Annotated in this window: 12 protein-coding genes; 5 read left to right on the top strand and 7 right to left on the bottom strand. The window is 71.9% G+C overall.

The annotated features are described in order from the left end of the window. The first annotated feature begins 4 nt into the window (after positions 1–4). The 4 genes from VEC04_RS08630 to VEC04_RS08615 are packed head-to-tail and all read left to right on the top strand — an operon-like array spanning position 5 to position 3,450. The gene (locus tag VEC04_RS08630; protein ID WP_324775849.1) at positions 5–427 is read left to right on the top strand and encodes a hypothetical protein; all 423 of its coding nucleotides are present in this window, start codon (positions 5–7) and stop codon (positions 425–427) included. Further along, positions 424–1,254 (top strand): tryptophan synthase subunit alpha, encoded by an 831-nt coding sequence (trpA, locus tag VEC04_RS08625; RefSeq protein WP_324775847.1) that lies wholly within the window; start codon positions 424–426, stop codon positions 1,252–1,254. Before VEC04_RS08630 ends, trpA begins: the two co-directional genes overlap by 4 nt. 10 nt (positions 1,255–1,264) lie before the next feature. Beyond that, positions 1,265–2,158 carry an acetyl-CoA carboxylase carboxyltransferase subunit beta gene (locus tag VEC04_RS08620; RefSeq protein WP_324775845.1) on the top strand — a complete coding sequence of 298 codons (894 nt, stop codon included), beginning with the start codon at positions 1,265–1,267 and terminating at the stop codon, positions 2,156–2,158. A gap of 5 nt (positions 2,159–2,163) precedes the next feature. Beyond that, positions 2,164–3,450: a folylpolyglutamate synthase/dihydrofolate synthase family protein gene (locus tag VEC04_RS08615; protein WP_324775843.1), complete on the top strand. Its 1,287-nt coding sequence runs from the start codon at positions 2,164–2,166 to the stop codon at positions 3,448–3,450. Positions 3,451–3,463: 13 nt separating this feature from the next. On the opposite strand, the gene trxA is transcribed toward VEC04_RS08615, so the two are convergent. The 7 genes from trxA to VEC04_RS08580 form a co-directional block, all read right to left on the bottom strand. Continuing rightward, a complete protein-coding gene (trxA, locus tag VEC04_RS08610) occupies positions 3,464–3,796 on the bottom strand; it encodes a thioredoxin (RefSeq protein ID WP_324775841.1) in 333 nt (110 codons plus the stop codon). A gap of 104 nt (positions 3,797–3,900) precedes the next feature. Continuing rightward, the gene (gene addA / locus VEC04_RS08605) at positions 3,901–7,365 is read right to left on the bottom strand and encodes a double-strand break repair helicase AddA (protein ID WP_324775839.1); all 3,465 of its coding nucleotides are present in this window, start codon (positions 7,363–7,365) and stop codon (positions 3,901–3,903) included. Then, positions 7,362–10,430: a double-strand break repair protein AddB gene (gene addB, locus VEC04_RS08600; protein WP_324775837.1), complete on the bottom strand. Its 3,069-nt coding sequence runs from the start codon at positions 10,428–10,430 to the stop codon at positions 7,362–7,364. Before addB ends, addA begins: the two co-directional genes overlap by 4 nt. Next, positions 10,427–11,131: an N-acetylmuramate alpha-1-phosphate uridylyltransferase MurU gene (gene murU / locus VEC04_RS08595; protein ID WP_324776021.1), complete on the bottom strand. Its 705-nt coding sequence runs from the start codon at positions 11,129–11,131 to the stop codon at positions 10,427–10,429. The genes addB and murU overlap by 4 nt, the downstream gene beginning before the upstream one ends. 20 nt (positions 11,132–11,151) lie before the next feature. Beyond that, entirely contained in the window at positions 11,152–12,240 is a 1,089-nt protein-coding gene (gene amgK, locus VEC04_RS08590; protein WP_324775835.1) for an N-acetylmuramate/N-acetylglucosamine kinase AmgK, read from the bottom strand. Beyond that, the gene (tsaE, locus tag VEC04_RS08585) at positions 12,233–12,709 is read right to left on the bottom strand and encodes a tRNA (adenosine(37)-N6)-threonylcarbamoyltransferase complex ATPase subunit type 1 TsaE (protein WP_324775833.1); all 477 of its coding nucleotides are present in this window, start codon (positions 12,707–12,709) and stop codon (positions 12,233–12,235) included. Before tsaE ends, amgK begins: the two co-directional genes overlap by 8 nt. Then, the gene (locus VEC04_RS08580; protein ID WP_324775831.1) at positions 12,702–13,577 is read right to left on the bottom strand and encodes a GNAT family N-acetyltransferase; all 876 of its coding nucleotides are present in this window, start codon (positions 13,575–13,577) and stop codon (positions 12,702–12,704) included. The genes tsaE and VEC04_RS08580 overlap by 8 nt, the downstream gene beginning before the upstream one ends. Positions 13,578–13,707: 130 nt before the next feature. Between VEC04_RS08580 and VEC04_RS08575 the strand changes: the two genes are divergently transcribed. Beyond that, complete coding sequence (locus VEC04_RS08575; protein WP_414642663.1) at positions 13,708–15,831, top strand: prolyl oligopeptidase family serine peptidase; 2,124 nt, start codon at positions 13,708–13,710, stop codon at positions 15,829–15,831. Positions 15,832–15,883: the final 52 nt, after the last annotated feature.

Here is a 15,883-nt window from a genome sequence, read left to right as displayed (position 1 = left end):
ACTTATGAAACTCATTCTTCTAGCCGCCTCGGCGGCGCTTCTGGCCGGCTCGGCCGCGGCCCAGACGGCGGCTCCGGAGAGCCTGGTGCTGCCGGGCGCGACGCCGGCGCCCGATTGCGGCAACCTCTACGGTCTGGCCGGCAAGGCCTTCTGCGTCAGCGCCCCGCTGGTCGCCATCGGGACCCTGGCGGACGCCTATGTCGCCGAGTTCCAGGCGCAGGGATGGCTCCCGGCCGGCGGCGACGACAACCGCGTGGTCTTCGTGCGCCGGCGCGACGGCGGCGGCTGCGACGGGCTGCAGATGCAGGCCTTCTACGACACCTCGCGCCCGGCCGGACCGGAAGCGACCGGCTACCTCGGCTTCGCCCCGATCCCGGGCGACGTCTGCGCCGCCGGCCAGCCGGGAGCGGCGGCCCCGCAGCAATGACCACCGCGCGTATCGACGCCCGTTTCGCGGCGCTGAAGGCCGAGGGCCGGGCCGGGTTCGTGGCCTATGTCATGGCCGGCGATCCCACCCGCGAGCAGGCGCTGGAGATCCTGCGCGGCCTGCCGGCGGCCGGGGCCGACTTCATTGAGCTGGGCTTCCCCTTCTCCGATCCGATGGCCGAGGGACCGCCGATCCAGCGCGCCGCCCTGCGCGGGCTCAGGGCGGGGCTGACGCTGAGAGGCACGCTCGATCTGGCGAAGGCGTTCCGCGACGGCGACGCCGACACGCCGGTGATTCTGATGGGCTACCTCAATCCCATCGAAACCTACGGCTACCAGACTTTCGCCGGGGACGCGGCGGCTTCGGGCGTGGACGGGGTCATCGTCGTCGACTGCCCGCCGGAGGAGGCGGGACCGCTGTCGGACGCGCTGGACGCGGCGCGGGTGTCGCTGATCCGGCTGGCCACGCCGACTTCGGACGACGCCCGGCTGAAGATCATCGCCGAACGCACCTCGGGCTTCGTCTACTACGTCTCGGTGGCGGGCGTGACGGGGGTCAAGGAGGCGCAGGCCCTGTCGGTGGCCCCCGCCGTCGAACGTGTGCGCAAGGCCTCGGGCCTGCCGGTGGCGGTCGGCTTCGGGGTGAAGACGCCGGAGCGGGCGGCCGAGATCGCCCGGGTGGCCGACGCCGTCGTGGCCGGATCGGTGCTGGTCGACGAGGTGGCGGCGGCGCTGGGGGCGAACGAACCCGTCGCCGGGCGCGTTCTGGCCAGGGTCAGGGCCCTCGCGGACGCGGTCCGGGGTGCAAGGACGTCGGAAACCGTCTAAAGCGCCGCTCATGGTCGACAAGAACAAACCCCAGCAGGAGAAGCGCGGCGGCTGGCTGAGCCGTTTCGCGCCCGGCGTGCGCAAGATCGTCAGCCGGCGCGACACGCCCGACAACCTGTGGGTCAAGGATCCCGACACCGGCGAGATGCTGTACCGCTCCGACCTCGAAGGGTCGCTGTGGGTCACGCCCTCGGGCCGGCACATGCGCATCGACGCCCCTACGCGGCTGCGCTTTACCTTCGACGACGGCGAGTACGAGCCGATCGACACGCCCGAAGTTCCCGAGGACCCGCTCAAATTCTCCGACGGCAAACCCTACAGGGAGCGGCTGGCGGCGGCGCGCAAGGCGGCCGGACGCAAGGACACCATGGCCATCGGCTTCGGCGAGCTGGACGGCACGCCGGCGGTGGTCATCGTGCAGGACTTCACCTTCATGGGCGGGTCGCTGGGCATGGCCGCGGGCGAGGCCTTCATCGCCGCGGCCCGGGCCGCCATCGAACGCGGCGTGCCGCTGGTCTGCTTCACCGCCGCCGGCGGGGCGCGGATGCAGGAGGGCGCCCTCAGCCTGATGCAGATGGCGCGCACGACGCTCGCCATCCAGGAACTGAAGGCGGCGCAACTGCCCTTCGTCGTGGTGCTGACCGACCCGACCACCGGCGGCGTCACCGCCAGCTACGCCATGCTCGGCGACGTCCACCTGGCCGAGCCCGGCGCCCTGATCGGCTTCGCCGGTCCGCGCGTCATCGAGGCGACAATCCGCGAGAAGCTGCCGCCGGGATTCCAGCGCGCCGAATACCTGCAGGAGAAGGGCATGGTCGACCGCGTGGTCACGCGGGCCGAACTGCCCAAGGTCCTGGGCCGGATCCTGTCGATGCTGATGGGCGGGAAGCGCCGGGCGGCCTGACGCCCGTGGATCCGATCTCCGAACGCCTGCGCGCCCGCCACCCGCAGCGCATCGACCTGTCGCTGGACCGGATGCGGGTGCTGTGCGCCGCCCTCGGCGAGCCCCAGCACCGCCTGCCGCCGGTGATCCACGTCGCCGGCACCAACGGCAAGGGTTCGACGGTCGCCTTCATCCGCGCCATCGCCGAGGCGGCGGGCCTGCGCGTCCACGCCTACACCTCGCCCCACCTGGTTCGGTTCAATGAGCGAATCCGGCTGGCGGGGCGGTTGATCGACGACGCCCCGCTGAACGCCATCCTCGACCGGGTCGAGGCCGCCATCGACGCTTCCGGCAGCAAGGCCACGGTGTTCGAGAGCACCACCGCCGCCGCCTTTGTCGCCATGAGCGAGACCCCGGCCGATCTGGCTGTCGTCGAGGTCGGGCTCGGCGGCGTTCTGGACGCCACCAATGTCATCGAGCGCCCGCTGCTCAGCGTCATCACGCCGGTGGACCTCGATCATGCGGAGTTCCTCGGGACCAGCCTGCGCGGCGTCGCCGTCGAGAAAGCCGGCATCCTCAAGGCCGGCGCGCGCGGACTGGTCGCCCGTCAGCTGGAGGAGGCGATGGCCGCGATCGAGATCGCCGCCGACGCGGTGCGGGCGCCGCTGACGGTGATGGGGGTGGATTTCGACGCCTGGGCCGAGCGCGGCGGCCTGGCGTTCCAGGACCAGAGCCGCTTCCTCGACCTGCCCGCCCCGGCGCTGGCGGGGCCGCACCAGATCGCTAACGCGGGGCTGGCCGTCGCCGTGGCGCTGGAACTGGACCTGCCGGAGGCCGCCATCGCCCAAGGCCTGCGGACGGTTCACTGGCCGGCGCGGATGCAGCGGCTGACGGCGGGACCGTACGCCGGGGCGGCGCGGGTGGCGGACGCCGAGCTATGGCTGGACGGCGGGCACAATCCGCACGCGGGCCGGGCCTTGGCCGAGGCGCTGCTGGAGCGGCAGGCCCGCGCGCCCCGGCCGTTGGCCCTGATCGTCGGCATGCTGGCCAACAAGGACGCGGGCGGCTTCTTCGAAGCGCTGAAGGAGACCGGCGCGGCCATCTTCACCGTCCCGTTCGAGGGCGCGGCGGCCGAGCCGGAGGCTCTGGCGGCGGTGGCGCGGGGACACGGGCTCGGAGCGACCGCCTGCGCCTCGGCCACGGAGGCGCTGGACCGCGCGCTCCGTCTCGGGGCCGGGCGGGTGGTCATCTGCGGCTCGCTCTACCTCGCGGGCGAGGTGCTGGGCGCGAGCCGCGAGACCTGGCCCGACTGAGGCCTCGACCGGATCAGGCGGCCGAGATGCCGGCTTCCGCCAGCCATTCGACGATCTTGCCCTTGGGCATGGCGCCGACCTTCATCGAGGCCAGCTGGCCGTCCTTGAACAGCATGAGGGTCGGAATGCCCTTCACCCCGAGGCGCGACGGCGCCATCGGGCTGTCGTCGATATTGACCTTGGCGATGGTGACCTTGCCCGCCAGTTCGTCGGCGATCTGCTCGAGGGCCGGTCCGATCTGCTTGCAGGGGCCGCACCACTCGGCCCAGAAGTCGACCAGCACCGGGGTGGACGATTTCAGGACGTCGGCGTCGAAGCTGTCGTCGGTGACCTTGACGGTGGCCATGGGCTCTCCTTGGCGTCGCTCGGACGCGCGGTTCAGTTTTCAGCCGGGCATCATGGAATGATTCCGGCGGTTCGGAAGCGATGTGGGGCGCGTCGCCGATCAAATCAACGCGTCGCGAGAGCGGCGTCCATCAGCGTCTCGGGAACCGGCATCAGTTTCGGCCCGTCGGTCCACACCAGCGCCGCCTCGACCGGCCGGTCGGGGTAGAGCCGCTTCAGCACCGCGACATAGACCGCCAGCTGCAGCACATAGGCGGGGTCCGCGTCCTCGATCCGTGCGGGCGCCGGGCGGTTGGTCTTGTAGTCGATGACCAGCACCCGCTCCGGCGTGATCACCAGCCGGTCGATGCGCCCCGAGACGGCGACGCCCGGGGGCAGTTCCGGGGCCCTGCCCGACAGGGCGACCTCGGCGCGTGAACCGGGACTGAACACCGGCGCGAAACGGACGTCGTCCAGCACCGAGAAGGCCGCGGCGATCATCTCCCCGCGCTGCTCGTCGGTGAGGTCCCGCTCGCGGGACAGCATGCGCGACGCTGCCTCAGCCCGGGCCTCCGGGACAATCTCCGGCAGCCGCTCCAGCAGGCGGTGGATCAGGTCGCCGCGCCGGAACCGCCCCAGCGGCGCGCCGGGGCCCGCCGTCATGGCGAGCGGCGAGGGCGCGGGGATGCGGATCGGCCCCTCCATCTGCGACGGGGCGGCGTAGCGGGCGGCGTGGTCCGGGGCGGGCGTGGCGCGGGCCCAGTCGGGCGCGACGGCCCGGGCGGCGGCGCCGGCGCGTCCGGGCGCCAGCCGGACGGGGTCGACTCCGAACCGCCGGACCCCGTCCCCGATCTGGCGCGCCCCGTCGCCGAGCCGCTCGAAGGTCTCCGTCAGAACATCCCACCAGCTGCCCTTGTCATAGCCGAGCTTCGAGTTGCCGCAGGCCCGGCCGAGAACGATCAGCCGGTCACGGGCCCGTGTCAGGGCGACATAGAGCAGGCGCAGGGTCTCGGCGTCGGTGCGCGCCTGCCGGGCTTCGCGCGCGGCCCTTGAGGCGGGGCAATCCTCCTTCGCGGGGCCGGGACACATCAGCCACGCCTCGGAGCCGTCCTCCAGCTCCACCGGCATCAGCGACGGCCCCTGGGCCTTCGCCCGCGAGGTGGTGTCGGGCAGGATGACGATCGGAGCCTCCAGGCCTTTCGCTCCATGCACGGTCATGACCCGCACCTCGCCGCGCGGCCCCTCCAGTTCCCGCTTCACCTCGACGTCGGCGGCTTCCAGCATCGCGACGCAGGTCTCCAGATCGACCGCGCCCCGGTCCTCGGCCGCCAGCACCTGGTTGAGGGTTTCGTCGATCGCCTCCTCGGCCTCGCGGCCCAGCCGGCGGAGCACCCGCGCCCGGCCCGAGACGCCGGTCGCGTCGACCCGGTTGAGCAGGCCCGAGAAGAAGGCGAACGGGTCGCGGTCCCGGCTGTCCAGCGCGAACGCCAGAAGATCGCGCGCGTGCGACCATTCCGGCCGCTCATCCGCACGGTCGCGCAGCTCCCGCCACAGCTTTCGGCGGTCCTTGCCGCCGGCAAGGGCGAACAGGCTGTCCTCGTCGACGTCGCAGAACGGGCTCCGCAACACCCCGGCGAGGCTGAGGTCGTCGTCCGGAAACAGGGCGAACCGGGCGAGGGCGATCAGGTCGTCGAAGACGATGTGCGACGACAGCTTTAACCGGTCGGCCCCGGCCACCGGCACGCCGGCCGTCTTCAAGGCCCGGATGATCTCCTCGAAGGTGGCGTCGCGGCGGCGCACCAGAATCAGGAAGTCACCGTAGCCGCAGGGCCTCGGCGCCCTCGTCTTGCGGTCGTACACCGCCTCGCCGGTTTCCACCTGCCGACGGATTTCGGCGGCCAGCCTCGCGGCCAGCTGCTTGCGCCCGCTGGTGCCCGGCTCCTGATCGACGGGATCCCAGACGTCGGGCTCCGGCGGCTTGATGTCCTCGAACAGGGGCCACAGGTCGACGCAGCCCGCATCGCCTTGGCGTTTCGCGACATGCGGCGGGATGGCGCCGATCTCCTCGCCGACCAGAGCGGCGGTGCGCTCGGCCCCCTCGAACACCGCGTCCACGAACTTCAGCACCTCGGGCGTGGAGCGGAACGAGGTCGCCAGTTCGACGCCCTTGAACGTCGTCCCGGAGCCGGTCACCAGCGTGTCGTAGCGTTGGGCCTCCTGCCGCAGGCGCTCGGGCCGGGCGCCCTGGAAGGAGTAGATCGATTGCTTCTCGTCTCCCACCGCGAAGACGGTGCGGCCGAGGCGCTGTCCCGAAACCGGAATCGGGGTGAACCGCTGCCCGCCCTCGCCGGCGAAGAAGCCTTCCGTCAGCGCCCGCAAGATGTCCCATTGCTGGGGCGCCGTGTCCTGCGCCTCGTCGACGAGCACGTGCTCGATACCGCCGTCGAGCTTGTAGAGGACCCAGGCGGCGGAGGCCTTCTCCGTCAGCAGATCGACGGTGCGGGCCACCAGATCGCCAAAGTCGAGCGCCCCCTTCGCCGCCTTGGCGTCGTCGTAGAGTCGGGCGTGGGCCTCGGCCAGCAACAGGACGTGGCGGGTATCGGCCGCGACTCGCGCGCTGCGCAGCATCTCGAGCGTCGACAGGTATTTCAGTTGCAGGTCGGCCAGCCAGGCGCCGGCGAGGGGCGGGGCCTTGGTGGTGGCCATGGCCTTGCGCGGCTCGCCGCCGGTCAGGAAGACGTCGCCGATCCCGGCGAAGGTCCAGTCGGCGGCGCGCATCCGGTCGGCGCATTTCTGGTCGTTGGCCGAACCGGTCGCCATCAGCGACGCCGTCTCCAGCCATTCTGTCCGGTCGAGCGAGCGCATGAAGTCGGCCTCGATCGTCTCCGGCGTCTCCTCCGGATGGGCCCCGACGAGGATGTGCGGCGCGGGCGCCTGGCCGGCGAGCATGCGGGCCGTGTAGTCGGTCAGCCTGGCGCGGTCGGCCTCGACCATGGCCAGCAGCGACTGGAAGGCGCCCCAGTCGAGCTCGACGGCGAAATGGCTGTAGGCCCGGCCCAGCGGCCCATCTGGATCGGCCAGCGCCAGCCGGGCCAGCGCCTCCCGCGCCTCGTGCGACAGGGCCAGCGCCGCCTCGTTCTCCAGCACGGTGAAACCGGGCGTGACGCCGGCCTCGATCGGGAAACGCTTCAGCAGCTTCTCGCAGAAGGCGTGGATGGTCTGGATCTTGAGGCCGCCGGGCGTTTCCAGCGCCTTGGCGAACAGGCGGCGCGCCCTGGACAGGTCAGGGCCGGTCAGACTGGCCGGATCGCGGCCGTCGAGATCGGCCAGGGACTGCGCCAGCTCGGCGTCGTCCATCACCGCCCACGCTCCGAGCCGGTCGAACAGCCGCGCCTGCATCTCGGCGGCCGCGGCCCTGGTGTAGGTGACGCAGAGGATCTCGCCGGGCTGGACCTCCTCCAGCAGCAGCCGCGCCACCCGGTCGACCAGCGTCGACGTCTTGCCCGATCCGGCGTTGGCGGTGACGAACACCGACTGACGCGGGTCGGCCGCGGCGATCTGATGCGGGTCGGGCAGGATGCGGGCGCTCATTCCGCCTCCCCCCCGTCTTCGCCGCCGACCACGTGCCATTCCCAGACCCGCGCCAGATGGTCGTAGTTGCCTCCGAAGGAGCCCATGAACTGCGGAGCCACCCAGGACAGATAGGGGGTGGCGGGGTCGTCGAACCGGGCGATGCGGGTCTTCAGCCCTTCCAGCGCCGCTTCGGACAGGGCGACGGCTTCGTCGCCGCTCGCCCTCACGGCGGCCTGACCCGGAACCTTGCGGCCGACGACGCGGACGTAGGTCAGCTCCTCCGGCCGGACGGGCCCGGTGTCGGACAGACCTTCATGGGCGAGGATGGCGCCCGTCAGGGTCAACTGCGGCGAGAAGCCGGACTTCACCTGCTTCGGCGACGGGATCTGTCCGGTCTTGAAGTCGAGCACGGCCGCGCCCGTGGGCGACAGCTCGATCCGGTCGGCCTTGGCGGTGAGCGTGAACGGGCCGGCCGGCGCCGGGATCGTCATCCGGACCTTTTCCTCGACCCGGATTTCGGCGCCCCGCGCCCGCCGTTCGGCTTCCCAGTCCGACAACCAGCGGGCGCAGTTGCGGGCCAGCGGCGCCTCCCGCGCCATGGCGGCGTCCTCGAAACCGTGATGGCCCAGCTCTTCCAGCAGCAGGGTCTCCATCTGGTCGGCGCAGTCGTCGGGCAAGACCTCGGGCCATGACAGGGTCAGGCGCTCGACCGCCTTGTGTACGGCGTTGCCCCGCGCCATCGCCTCGGCCGACTGTCCCGGGCGGTCCATCTGTCTCAGGTTCAGGACATAGCGGGCGTAAATGGCGTAGGGGTCGCGCACCCAGCGCTCCACGCCGGTGACGGGCAGTTCGCGTGGGCGGCGCCTAACCGGCGGTTTCGGCGCGGGGCGGGGGGCGTAGTCGGGCGTGGCGCGGACCGGCGCGTCCAGGGCCCGAGCCTGCTCGAGGTGGGCCGACGGCCGCTCCAGCCGCACCGGCGTGTCCTCGGCGTGCGCGCCGCGGGTCAGCATCTCCAGCCGCCACAGCCAGCGCGACTTGACCGCCGGCTGACCCCCGCGGCGCTCGGAATGGACGAGAATGGCCTCGTCGGCGCAGGCGGCCTGGACGAAGTCCTGGGCGGTCTGCCCGAGGCGCCGCTCGGGCGGGGGCAGGCCGAGGGCCTTCCGCATCGGCCGCGACAGAAAGGGGTCGGTCGGAGCGGCGTTGGGCCAGACAGTCTCCTCAAGCCCCGCGAGGATCATGCGGTCGGCGCGCACCAGCCGCGCCTCGATCGCGCCGAGGATGCGCAGTCGCGGCTGGTTGGCCCCGCCGGTGCGAACGGTCTCCTCCGTCAGCAGGCCGTGGACCAGTTCGGCGAAGTCCGGGCGTGAGACCTCGCCGAGGGAGGCGCCGCCGTCGATAAGCCCGGCCAGCAGGACCGCCGCGGCTTCGCCGTCGGGCCCGGCCCACGCCTCCTGACCCGCCAGCGTCTCGACCAGCGCGGCCAAGGCGCGCGCCGCGGCGTCCAGCGGCGCGGCGGGGACGAAGGGCGCGCGGGCGGCGCCGGACAGGGTCTCCAGCCGGTCGAGCAGGGCGCGCGCCGCGGCGACGCGCCCAAGGGTGGACTCCGACCGCGCCTCGCCGTCGTCGCGCGGTTCGGTCGCCCTGAGCAGGGTGCGGCGCGCCCGGGACCAGTCGCGCAGGCGAGGACCGCGCAGGGCGTATTCCTCCAGCGCCCCGGCGGCCGCCGGGCCCCCGGCGTCGAGGCGGACCAGCGGGTGCTTCAGCAGACCGAGCAGGGCGTGAGGGTCGAGCGGATCGACGATGAAGCGGGCGGCGAGATCGACCAGCCGCCCCGCCGGCATGCGCGACAGCGGCTGGCCCGAGGAGTTGTCGGCGGCCACGCCCCAGCGCTCCAGCCGCGCCGCCACGCGGCGGCCCAGCGCCAGATCGGGCGTGACGAGGGCGCAGGTCTTGCCCGGCGTCTCCAGCGTCTCGCGCATCATCAGGGCGAGCGTGGCGGCGGCGTCCTCCTCGGCGCGGACGGTGATCACCGACAGGCCCTCGAGCCCCCCGGCGATCGGATCGGCGGAGCGCTCGCGGAAGGCGTCGGCGCGCAGGGTCCTGATCAGGTCGCGCCAGTCGTCGGTGGCGTCGGCGGGACGCAGGGCCTCGTTGAGCAGCCGCTGCCGGGCGCGGCCCCGGATCGCGAGTGCAGGCTCTTCCGGCGGCTGGAACCAGGGCCGCACCGCTTCGCGTCCGACGCCGTGCCGGTCGAGCAGCCGCCACAGGGCGTTCTGCGGGTGCTGTTCATTGTCACGAAGCCGGGACCAGACCTCGGAGTCGAGGTCTCGGTCGAGACCCGGCAGGACGACGCAGCCTTGCGGCGCGGCGGCGACGGCGGCGAGCACGTCGGCGGCGCCGGGGGCGGTGCCGGTCGAACCGGCGGCGATGACCGGCTGGGCCGGCGGCCGTTCCGTCCAGGCATCCGCCAGCAGGCGCAGCAGACGGGCGCGTCGCCAGGCCGGATCGACGAGCCCAAGAGCCTCCAGCCGCTTCGGCCAGGCCTCGACGGCGAGGCCGAGGAAGCGGGCCGACTCCTGCCAGTGCCCGGCCAGATCGCCCTCGACCAGGGTGGCGATCCGTTCCAGTTCGCCGATCTCCTCCAGCTGGCAGGAATCGAGGAAACCGCCGAGGGCGTCGGCCATCTCCAGCGCCCGCAAGGGGGCGAGGCCGGGGCGGAAATCCTCGACGATCATCCGCGCCATTTCGAAGCGGCGCGCCAGCGGGGCGATGGCGGGCGGCAGGTCGAGGCCCAGTTCGCCGGGCGCGAACGGCGGCTCGTCCTCCTCCAGATCCCCCAGCGGCCGGACCTGCGGCAGCAGCACCGGCCGGTCGCCGGCCAGCTTCGTCAGGGCCGAGGTGAAGGCCCGCGCGGCGCGGCGGTTGGGCAGCAGGATGACCGCATCGGACAGGGCTTCGGGCGGATGCTCGCCGAGCCAGTCGAGCACCCCCGCCGCCAGGTCCTCGAGGAAGGGTCGTCGCGCCTCGATGGCGTACCAGCGCGGCCCCGGAGGTCCGAACGGGTCGAACCGGCCGGTCATCCGCCGGCCAGCCGGGCCTCGGCCTCGTCGCGCGCCTGCGGGTCGCCGACGTGCATCCAGTCGCCGTCCAGCACGCAGCCGAACAGCCGCCCCGCCGCGGCGGATTGCCGCCAAAGCCCGCTCAGCGAGAACGGTCCCTCGGGCCCGTCGGCGACGTAGTCGGGCCGGCAGATGTGGATGCCCATATAGGCGTAGGGCGCCTCGGGCGCGTCGCCGCGGAAGGTCAGCCGGCCGTCGTCAGCCAGAAAGACGTCGCCGGCGCCCTCGAAGCCGATCGAGCCTTCCCGCTTCGCCAGCAGCAGGGCGGCGTCCATGATTGACGGATTCCACAGGCGAGCGAGTTGATTCAGCGCGGAATTCCCCTCGCGGCCGTTATCGGTCCAGACGCTGTCGATATTGGCGACGAAGACCGGATCCGGGCCCAGCAGCGGCGCCGCCTTCTTCAGCCCGCCGCCAGTCTCGAGCAGTTGCGGCCGCTCGTCGGAGATAACGATGGCCGGTCCGCGCCCGCGCGCGGCGAGGTGATGCTCCAGCCGGTGGGCGTACCAGTGGACATTGACCACCGCCCGCTCGACCCCGGCGTCGGCGAGCCGGTCGAGCACGTGATCGATCAGTGCGCGCCCGGCCACCTCGACCATCGCCTTGGGCCGGTCATCGGTCAGCGGCCGCATGCGGGTCCCGAGCCCCGCGGCCAGCACCATGGCGGTCTTCGGAGCGCCAATCATTCCCGTCTCGCCTTCGGGACATGACGCGCGAACCATCCCGCCACGTCTTCGAGACCCGGTTGTCGCAGATTGGCGTCCAGATGGGCCCAGACGCGCGGCATGAACTGGCGGTAGCGCGGCTTGCCGTCGCGGGCGATCAGCCGGGCGAAGACGCCGAGGATGCGCGTCTCGTTCAGCGCCGCCAAGGCCACATAGTCGCGCCGGTAGGCCTCACGGTCGACCATCATGACCTCGCAATAGTGGTCGAAGGCGACTTTCTCGAGTTCGGGCGGAACGTCCCGGCGCGCGTCCTGCAGCAGGGAGTGCAGGTCCCAGACGGGATGGGCCAGCACGGCGTCCTGGAAGTCGATCAGGCCGACGCGGCGATGGTGGGTCCGCTCCGGCAGCCAGATCAGGTTCTCGGCGTGATAGTCCCTGTGGGCGACGACCCACGCCTTCTGCTCGCCCATGGCCGCGAGCGGCGCCCAGACAGCGCGCCATTCCTCGATCGCGTCCGGCCCGAAGTCGAGGTCTGGATGCAGCTTCGGCAGCCATTCGACGAACAGGTCAGCCCCGCCTTGCAAGGCCACGGCGTCGTAGGTCAGCAACGGCCATTCGCCGGCCGGCCCCTGCATCGTCGGCGGCAACAGGCCGGCCATATGCAGGCGGGCGAGCGCGTCGACCGCGGCCAGATAGAGCGGAGCCTGCGGCTCCCCCGCTTCTATGACGCGGGCGAACAGATCGTCGCCGAAGTCCTCGATCACCGCAAGCCCGGCGGGGGCGTCGACGGCGATGATGTCCGGCGTCGACAGGCCCGCGTGGCGCATATGCTCGGCCACCGCCGCGAAGGCCTCGATCCGGCCCGCCGACAGGCGGGCTACGGCGTTCCAGCCCGCGGCGCGGCGCTGCTCAGGCGTCCAGGAGGGGTCACAGGGCCGGGACTCCGCCGCCGGGGGCTGATCCATCAGCATCAGCGTCGCCCCGGCGGCCGTGGTCAGCCGCTCATAGCGGCGCGTCGAGGCGTCGCCGGGCAGGGGGGCGCGCACGGCGTCGGCGAGGCCGGCCGCCTTGAGGAAATCGAGGCGCTGTTGTTCGCGGTCAGACATGGAGGTTCTTCAGCTTGCTGTCCCACGTCCCTACGCCAGAAACGGTCGCAACGCGCCCCGGCCCGTCCTCCGCGAGCCTGACGCTCAGCCGGTCGGGCCCCAGCCAGACCGACGGATCGTCCCCCAGCCGCTCGGGCCATTCGATGAGGGCGCAGCCCTCGTCCAGCGCCTCGTCGAGGCCGATCTCGGCCGCCTCCCCGGCGCGGGTCAGGCGATAGAGATCGAAATGCGCCACCGGCGGCTCGCTTTCGTAGAATTGGACGAGGGTGAAAGTCGGCGACGGCACATCTTCGTCCGGCCGGGTCAGCGCCCGGATGAGGCCGCGGGCCAGCGTCGACTTGCCCATGCCCAGGGGCCCGTAGAGCAGCACGGTCTCGCCCGGCTCCAGCCACGGGGCGATGGCCGCGCCGAGCCGCCCGGTGGCGCCGGCGTCGGGGAGCGCCACGGTGACCTCGACCGGCTCAGGCAAAGTCCGCGTCCGGCTGGCTGGGCAGGACCCGCTCGGTGAAGGCCTTCAGCGCATAGGTCGCGCGGCCGGCGTCGATGTCGAGCCGCGACGGCGGGATCGGCTTGCCGACCTTGAGGAAGAACCGCTTGCGCTTCTTGTTGAGCAACTCGTGGAACAGGGTGACGTCGCGCAGCTCCTGCGAGACGCGGTCGAACCAGTGGAACAGGCGCGAATTCGGTCCCGCCACATGGATCGGCACGACGGGCGCCCCGTATTTGCGCGCCAGCGAAGCGGCTGTCGGGGCCCATTCCGGGTCTGTGACCGACCCGTCCTTCGCGACTCGCGCCAGCCGCCCGGCCGGGAACATGACCAGGCAACGCTCCGCCTCGAACGCCGCCTTCGCCGCCAGCAGCGTGGCGCGGGTCTTCTCGCGGGTGCGCTTCTCGACCACCCATTCGACCGGGATCACCGCCTCGCCCAGCCGCGGCGACACGCGCAGGGCGTCGGCGTTGGCGAAGAAGATGGCGTCCTGGCGCCGCGCCCGAATGGCGTCGAACACCGCGATGCCGTCGGCGATGCCGGTCGGATGATTGGCGACGACGATGCAGCGGCCCGTCGCCGGAATCCGCTCGGCGTTCATCACCGAGACCTTCAGGTCCAGCAGGTCGCTCATATAGTCGAGGGCGTCGGACCCGGAGAGCGGCCGCACCGCGTCGGCCATGCGCACGGCCTGGCGGTAGTTGAGCAGATTGTAGAGGAACGGCCGGACCAGCGGCCAAAACGCCGACCGGGTCAGGTGCGGCGCGCGCTCGGCGATCAGCACATCGCAGATGTGGGGCCCCTCGCGGCTGGGGGGCGCTCCGGACGGGGTCAGGGCGACGGCGGTCATTCGCCCCGGTTGTCGCCGGTCCCGGGACGGTCCGCAAGCGCCGAGACGGGCCTGGCGGCATTGACGCGCGGCCCCCGCGGCGCCACCCCTTCGCGCCGTGAAATCCGCTCAACGCCGAGGATCCCCGCGCATGCGTCCCATGACCCGCCTCCTGACCGGCCTCAGCGCCGCCGCCCTGCTTGCGACCGCCGGCCTGCCCGCGATCGCGGAGACGCCCGCCCCGGTCGCCGAGGCTCCGGCCGCCCCCGCCCCCACACCCGTCCAGGCGGCCGAACCGTTCACCTACCGCGACATGATCAGCGCCAATCGCCTTGGCGATCCGCAGGTGTCGCCGGACGGCCGCTGGGTGGTCTATTCGGTGACCACCACCGACGTCGAGGCCAACCGCCGCCAGGGCTCGCTCTACATCATGGACCTGCAGGACCCCGGCGAGGGCCGGCGTCTGGCGATCAGCGAGGGCGGGGCCAACACGGCGCGCTGGGGCTCGGACGGCAAGCTGTATTTCCTGTCTGGCCGCTCGGGCTCGAGCCAGGTCTGGCGTGCCGAGGCCGACGGAACCCGTCCGGTCCAGGTCACCGACCTGCCGGTCGACGTCAACGCCTACCGGCTCAGCCGCGACGCCGGCAAGGTGGCGGTGTCGCTGGCGGTCTTCCCGTCCTGCGCCGACCTCGCCTGCTCGGTCGACCGGGCGAAGGCCGAGGCGGACAGCCCGAGCACCGGCCAGGTCTACGACCGCATGTTTGTACGCCACTGGGACACCTGGAACGACGGAACCCAGAACCACCTGTTCGTGGTCAATACGGACGGTTCGGGCGAGCCGGTCTGGGTGACGAAGGGCTTCGACGGCGACACGCCCTCCAAGCCGTTCGGCGACGAGAGCGAATTCACCTTCACGCCCGACGGCGACGCGGTGGTGTTCTCGGCCCGGCTGGCTGGCCAGAGCGAGCCGTGGAGCACCAATTTCGATCTCTACCGCACCAACGGCCTGAGCGGCGACGGAACGTTCGAGAACCTCACCGACGACAACGACGCCTGGGACACCGGTCCGGTGTTCTCGCCGGACGGCCGCACCCTGGCCTGGCGCGCTATGGCCCGCCCCGGCTTCGAGGCCGACAAATTCGCCATCTTCCTGCGCGACATGGACACCGGTCAGGTGCGTCAGGTCGCCGCCGACTGGGACCGTTCGGCCGACAGCCTGCAATGGTCGCGCGACGGGAACACCCTGTACGTGACCGCCGGAGACGTCGGCCAGACGCGGATCTTCTCGATCGACACGCGCAACGGCGTGGTCGTGCCGGTGACCGGCCCCGGCCACGTCTCGACCTTCGCCCAGACGCCAACGGGTTTCGTCTTCGCCCAGGATACGCTGACCCGTCCCAGCGAACTGTTCGTGAAGACCTTCCTCGGCCGCGAGATGCCGCGCCGCATCACCGACGTGAACCCGCAGCTGGACGAGAAGGCGTTCGGCGAGGCCGAGCAGTTCAGCTTCGCGGGCTGGAACGGCGAGACGGTGCACGGCTACGTCATCAAGCCGGCCAACTATGTCGAGGGCCGGAAATACCCGGTCGCCTTCCTGATCCACGGCGGGCCGCAGGGCTCGTTCGGCAACAGCTGGTCCTACCGCTGGAACCCGTCGACCTACGCCGGCGCCGGCTATGCGGTGGTGATGATCGATTTCCACGGCTCGACCGGCTACGGCCAGGCCTTCACCGACTCGATCAGCCAGCACTGGGGCGACCGCCCGCTGGAAGACCTTCAGAAGGGCTGGGCCGCGGCGCAGCAGCGCTACGGCTTCCTCGACGGCGACCGCGCCTGCGCCCTCGGCGCCTCCTACGGCGGCTATATGATCAACTGGATCGCCGGCAACTGGCCGGGTGAGTTCCGGTGCCTGGTCAACCACGACGGCGTCTTCGACATCCGCGGCATGGGCTACGGCACCGAGGAACTGTGGTTCACCGAGTGGGAATACGGCGGCACGCCCTACGAGAACCCGGAGGGCTACGAGCGTTTCAACCCGGTCCACCACGTCACGAAATGGCGGGACCCGATGCTCGTGATCCAGGGCGACCGCGATTTCCGCATCCCGACCTCGCAGGCCCTGTCGACCTTCACCGCCCTGCAGCGGCGCGGCGTCGAGAGCCGGCTGATCGTCTTCCCGGACGAGAACCATTGGGTGCTCAAGCCGGCCAACAGCCTGCAATGGCACACCGAGGTGTTCGGCTGGCTCGACAAACACCTGAAGCCGGTGGAATAGGGCCGGAAATTCCGGGCTGAAGAAGGGGCGTCTCCGCCGGCGGGGACGCCCT

Origin of the sequence: Brevundimonas sp. (assembly GCF_035626535.1) — a bacterium.
GTDB lineage: Bacteria > Pseudomonadota > Alphaproteobacteria > Caulobacterales > Caulobacteraceae > Brevundimonas.
Note: the sequence above shows the minus strand (reverse complement) of the source record. Positions and strands in the feature narration are given on the sequence as shown.

Excerpts from the sequence above, each read along its gene's own strand:
- amgK (WP_324775835.1), bottom strand. The coding sequence starts at position 12,240 with ATGTCTGACCGCGAACAACAGCGCCTCGATTTCCTCAAGGCGGCCGGC.
- VEC04_RS08630 (WP_324775849.1), top strand. The coding sequence starts at position 5 with ATGAAACTCATTCTTCTAGCCGCCTCGGCGGCGCTTCTGGCCGGCTCG.
- addB (WP_324775837.1), bottom strand. The coding sequence starts at position 10,430 with ATGACCGGCCGGTTCGACCCGTTCGGACCTCCGGGGCCGCGCTGGTAC.
- trpA (WP_324775847.1), top strand. The coding sequence starts at position 424 with ATGACCACCGCGCGTATCGACGCCCGTTTCGCGGCGCTGAAGGCCGAG.
- VEC04_RS08620 (WP_324775845.1), top strand. The coding sequence starts at position 1,265 with ATGGTCGACAAGAACAAACCCCAGCAGGAGAAGCGCGGCGGCTGGCTG.
- VEC04_RS08575 (WP_414642663.1), top strand. The coding sequence starts at position 13,708 with ATGCGTCCCATGACCCGCCTCCTGACCGGCCTCAGCGCCGCCGCCCTG.
- addA (WP_324775839.1), bottom strand. The coding sequence starts at position 7,365 with ATGAGCGCCCGCATCCTGCCCGACCCGCATCAGATCGCCGCGGCCGAC.
- murU (WP_324776021.1), bottom strand. The coding sequence starts at position 11,131 with ATGGTGCTGGCCGCGGGGCTCGGGACCCGCATGCGGCCGCTGACCGAT.
- trxA (WP_324775841.1), bottom strand. The coding sequence starts at position 3,796 with ATGGCCACCGTCAAGGTCACCGACGACAGCTTCGACGCCGACGTCCTG.
- VEC04_RS08580 (WP_324775831.1), bottom strand. The coding sequence starts at position 13,577 with ATGACCGCCGTCGCCCTGACCCCGTCCGGAGCGCCCCCCAGCCGCGAG.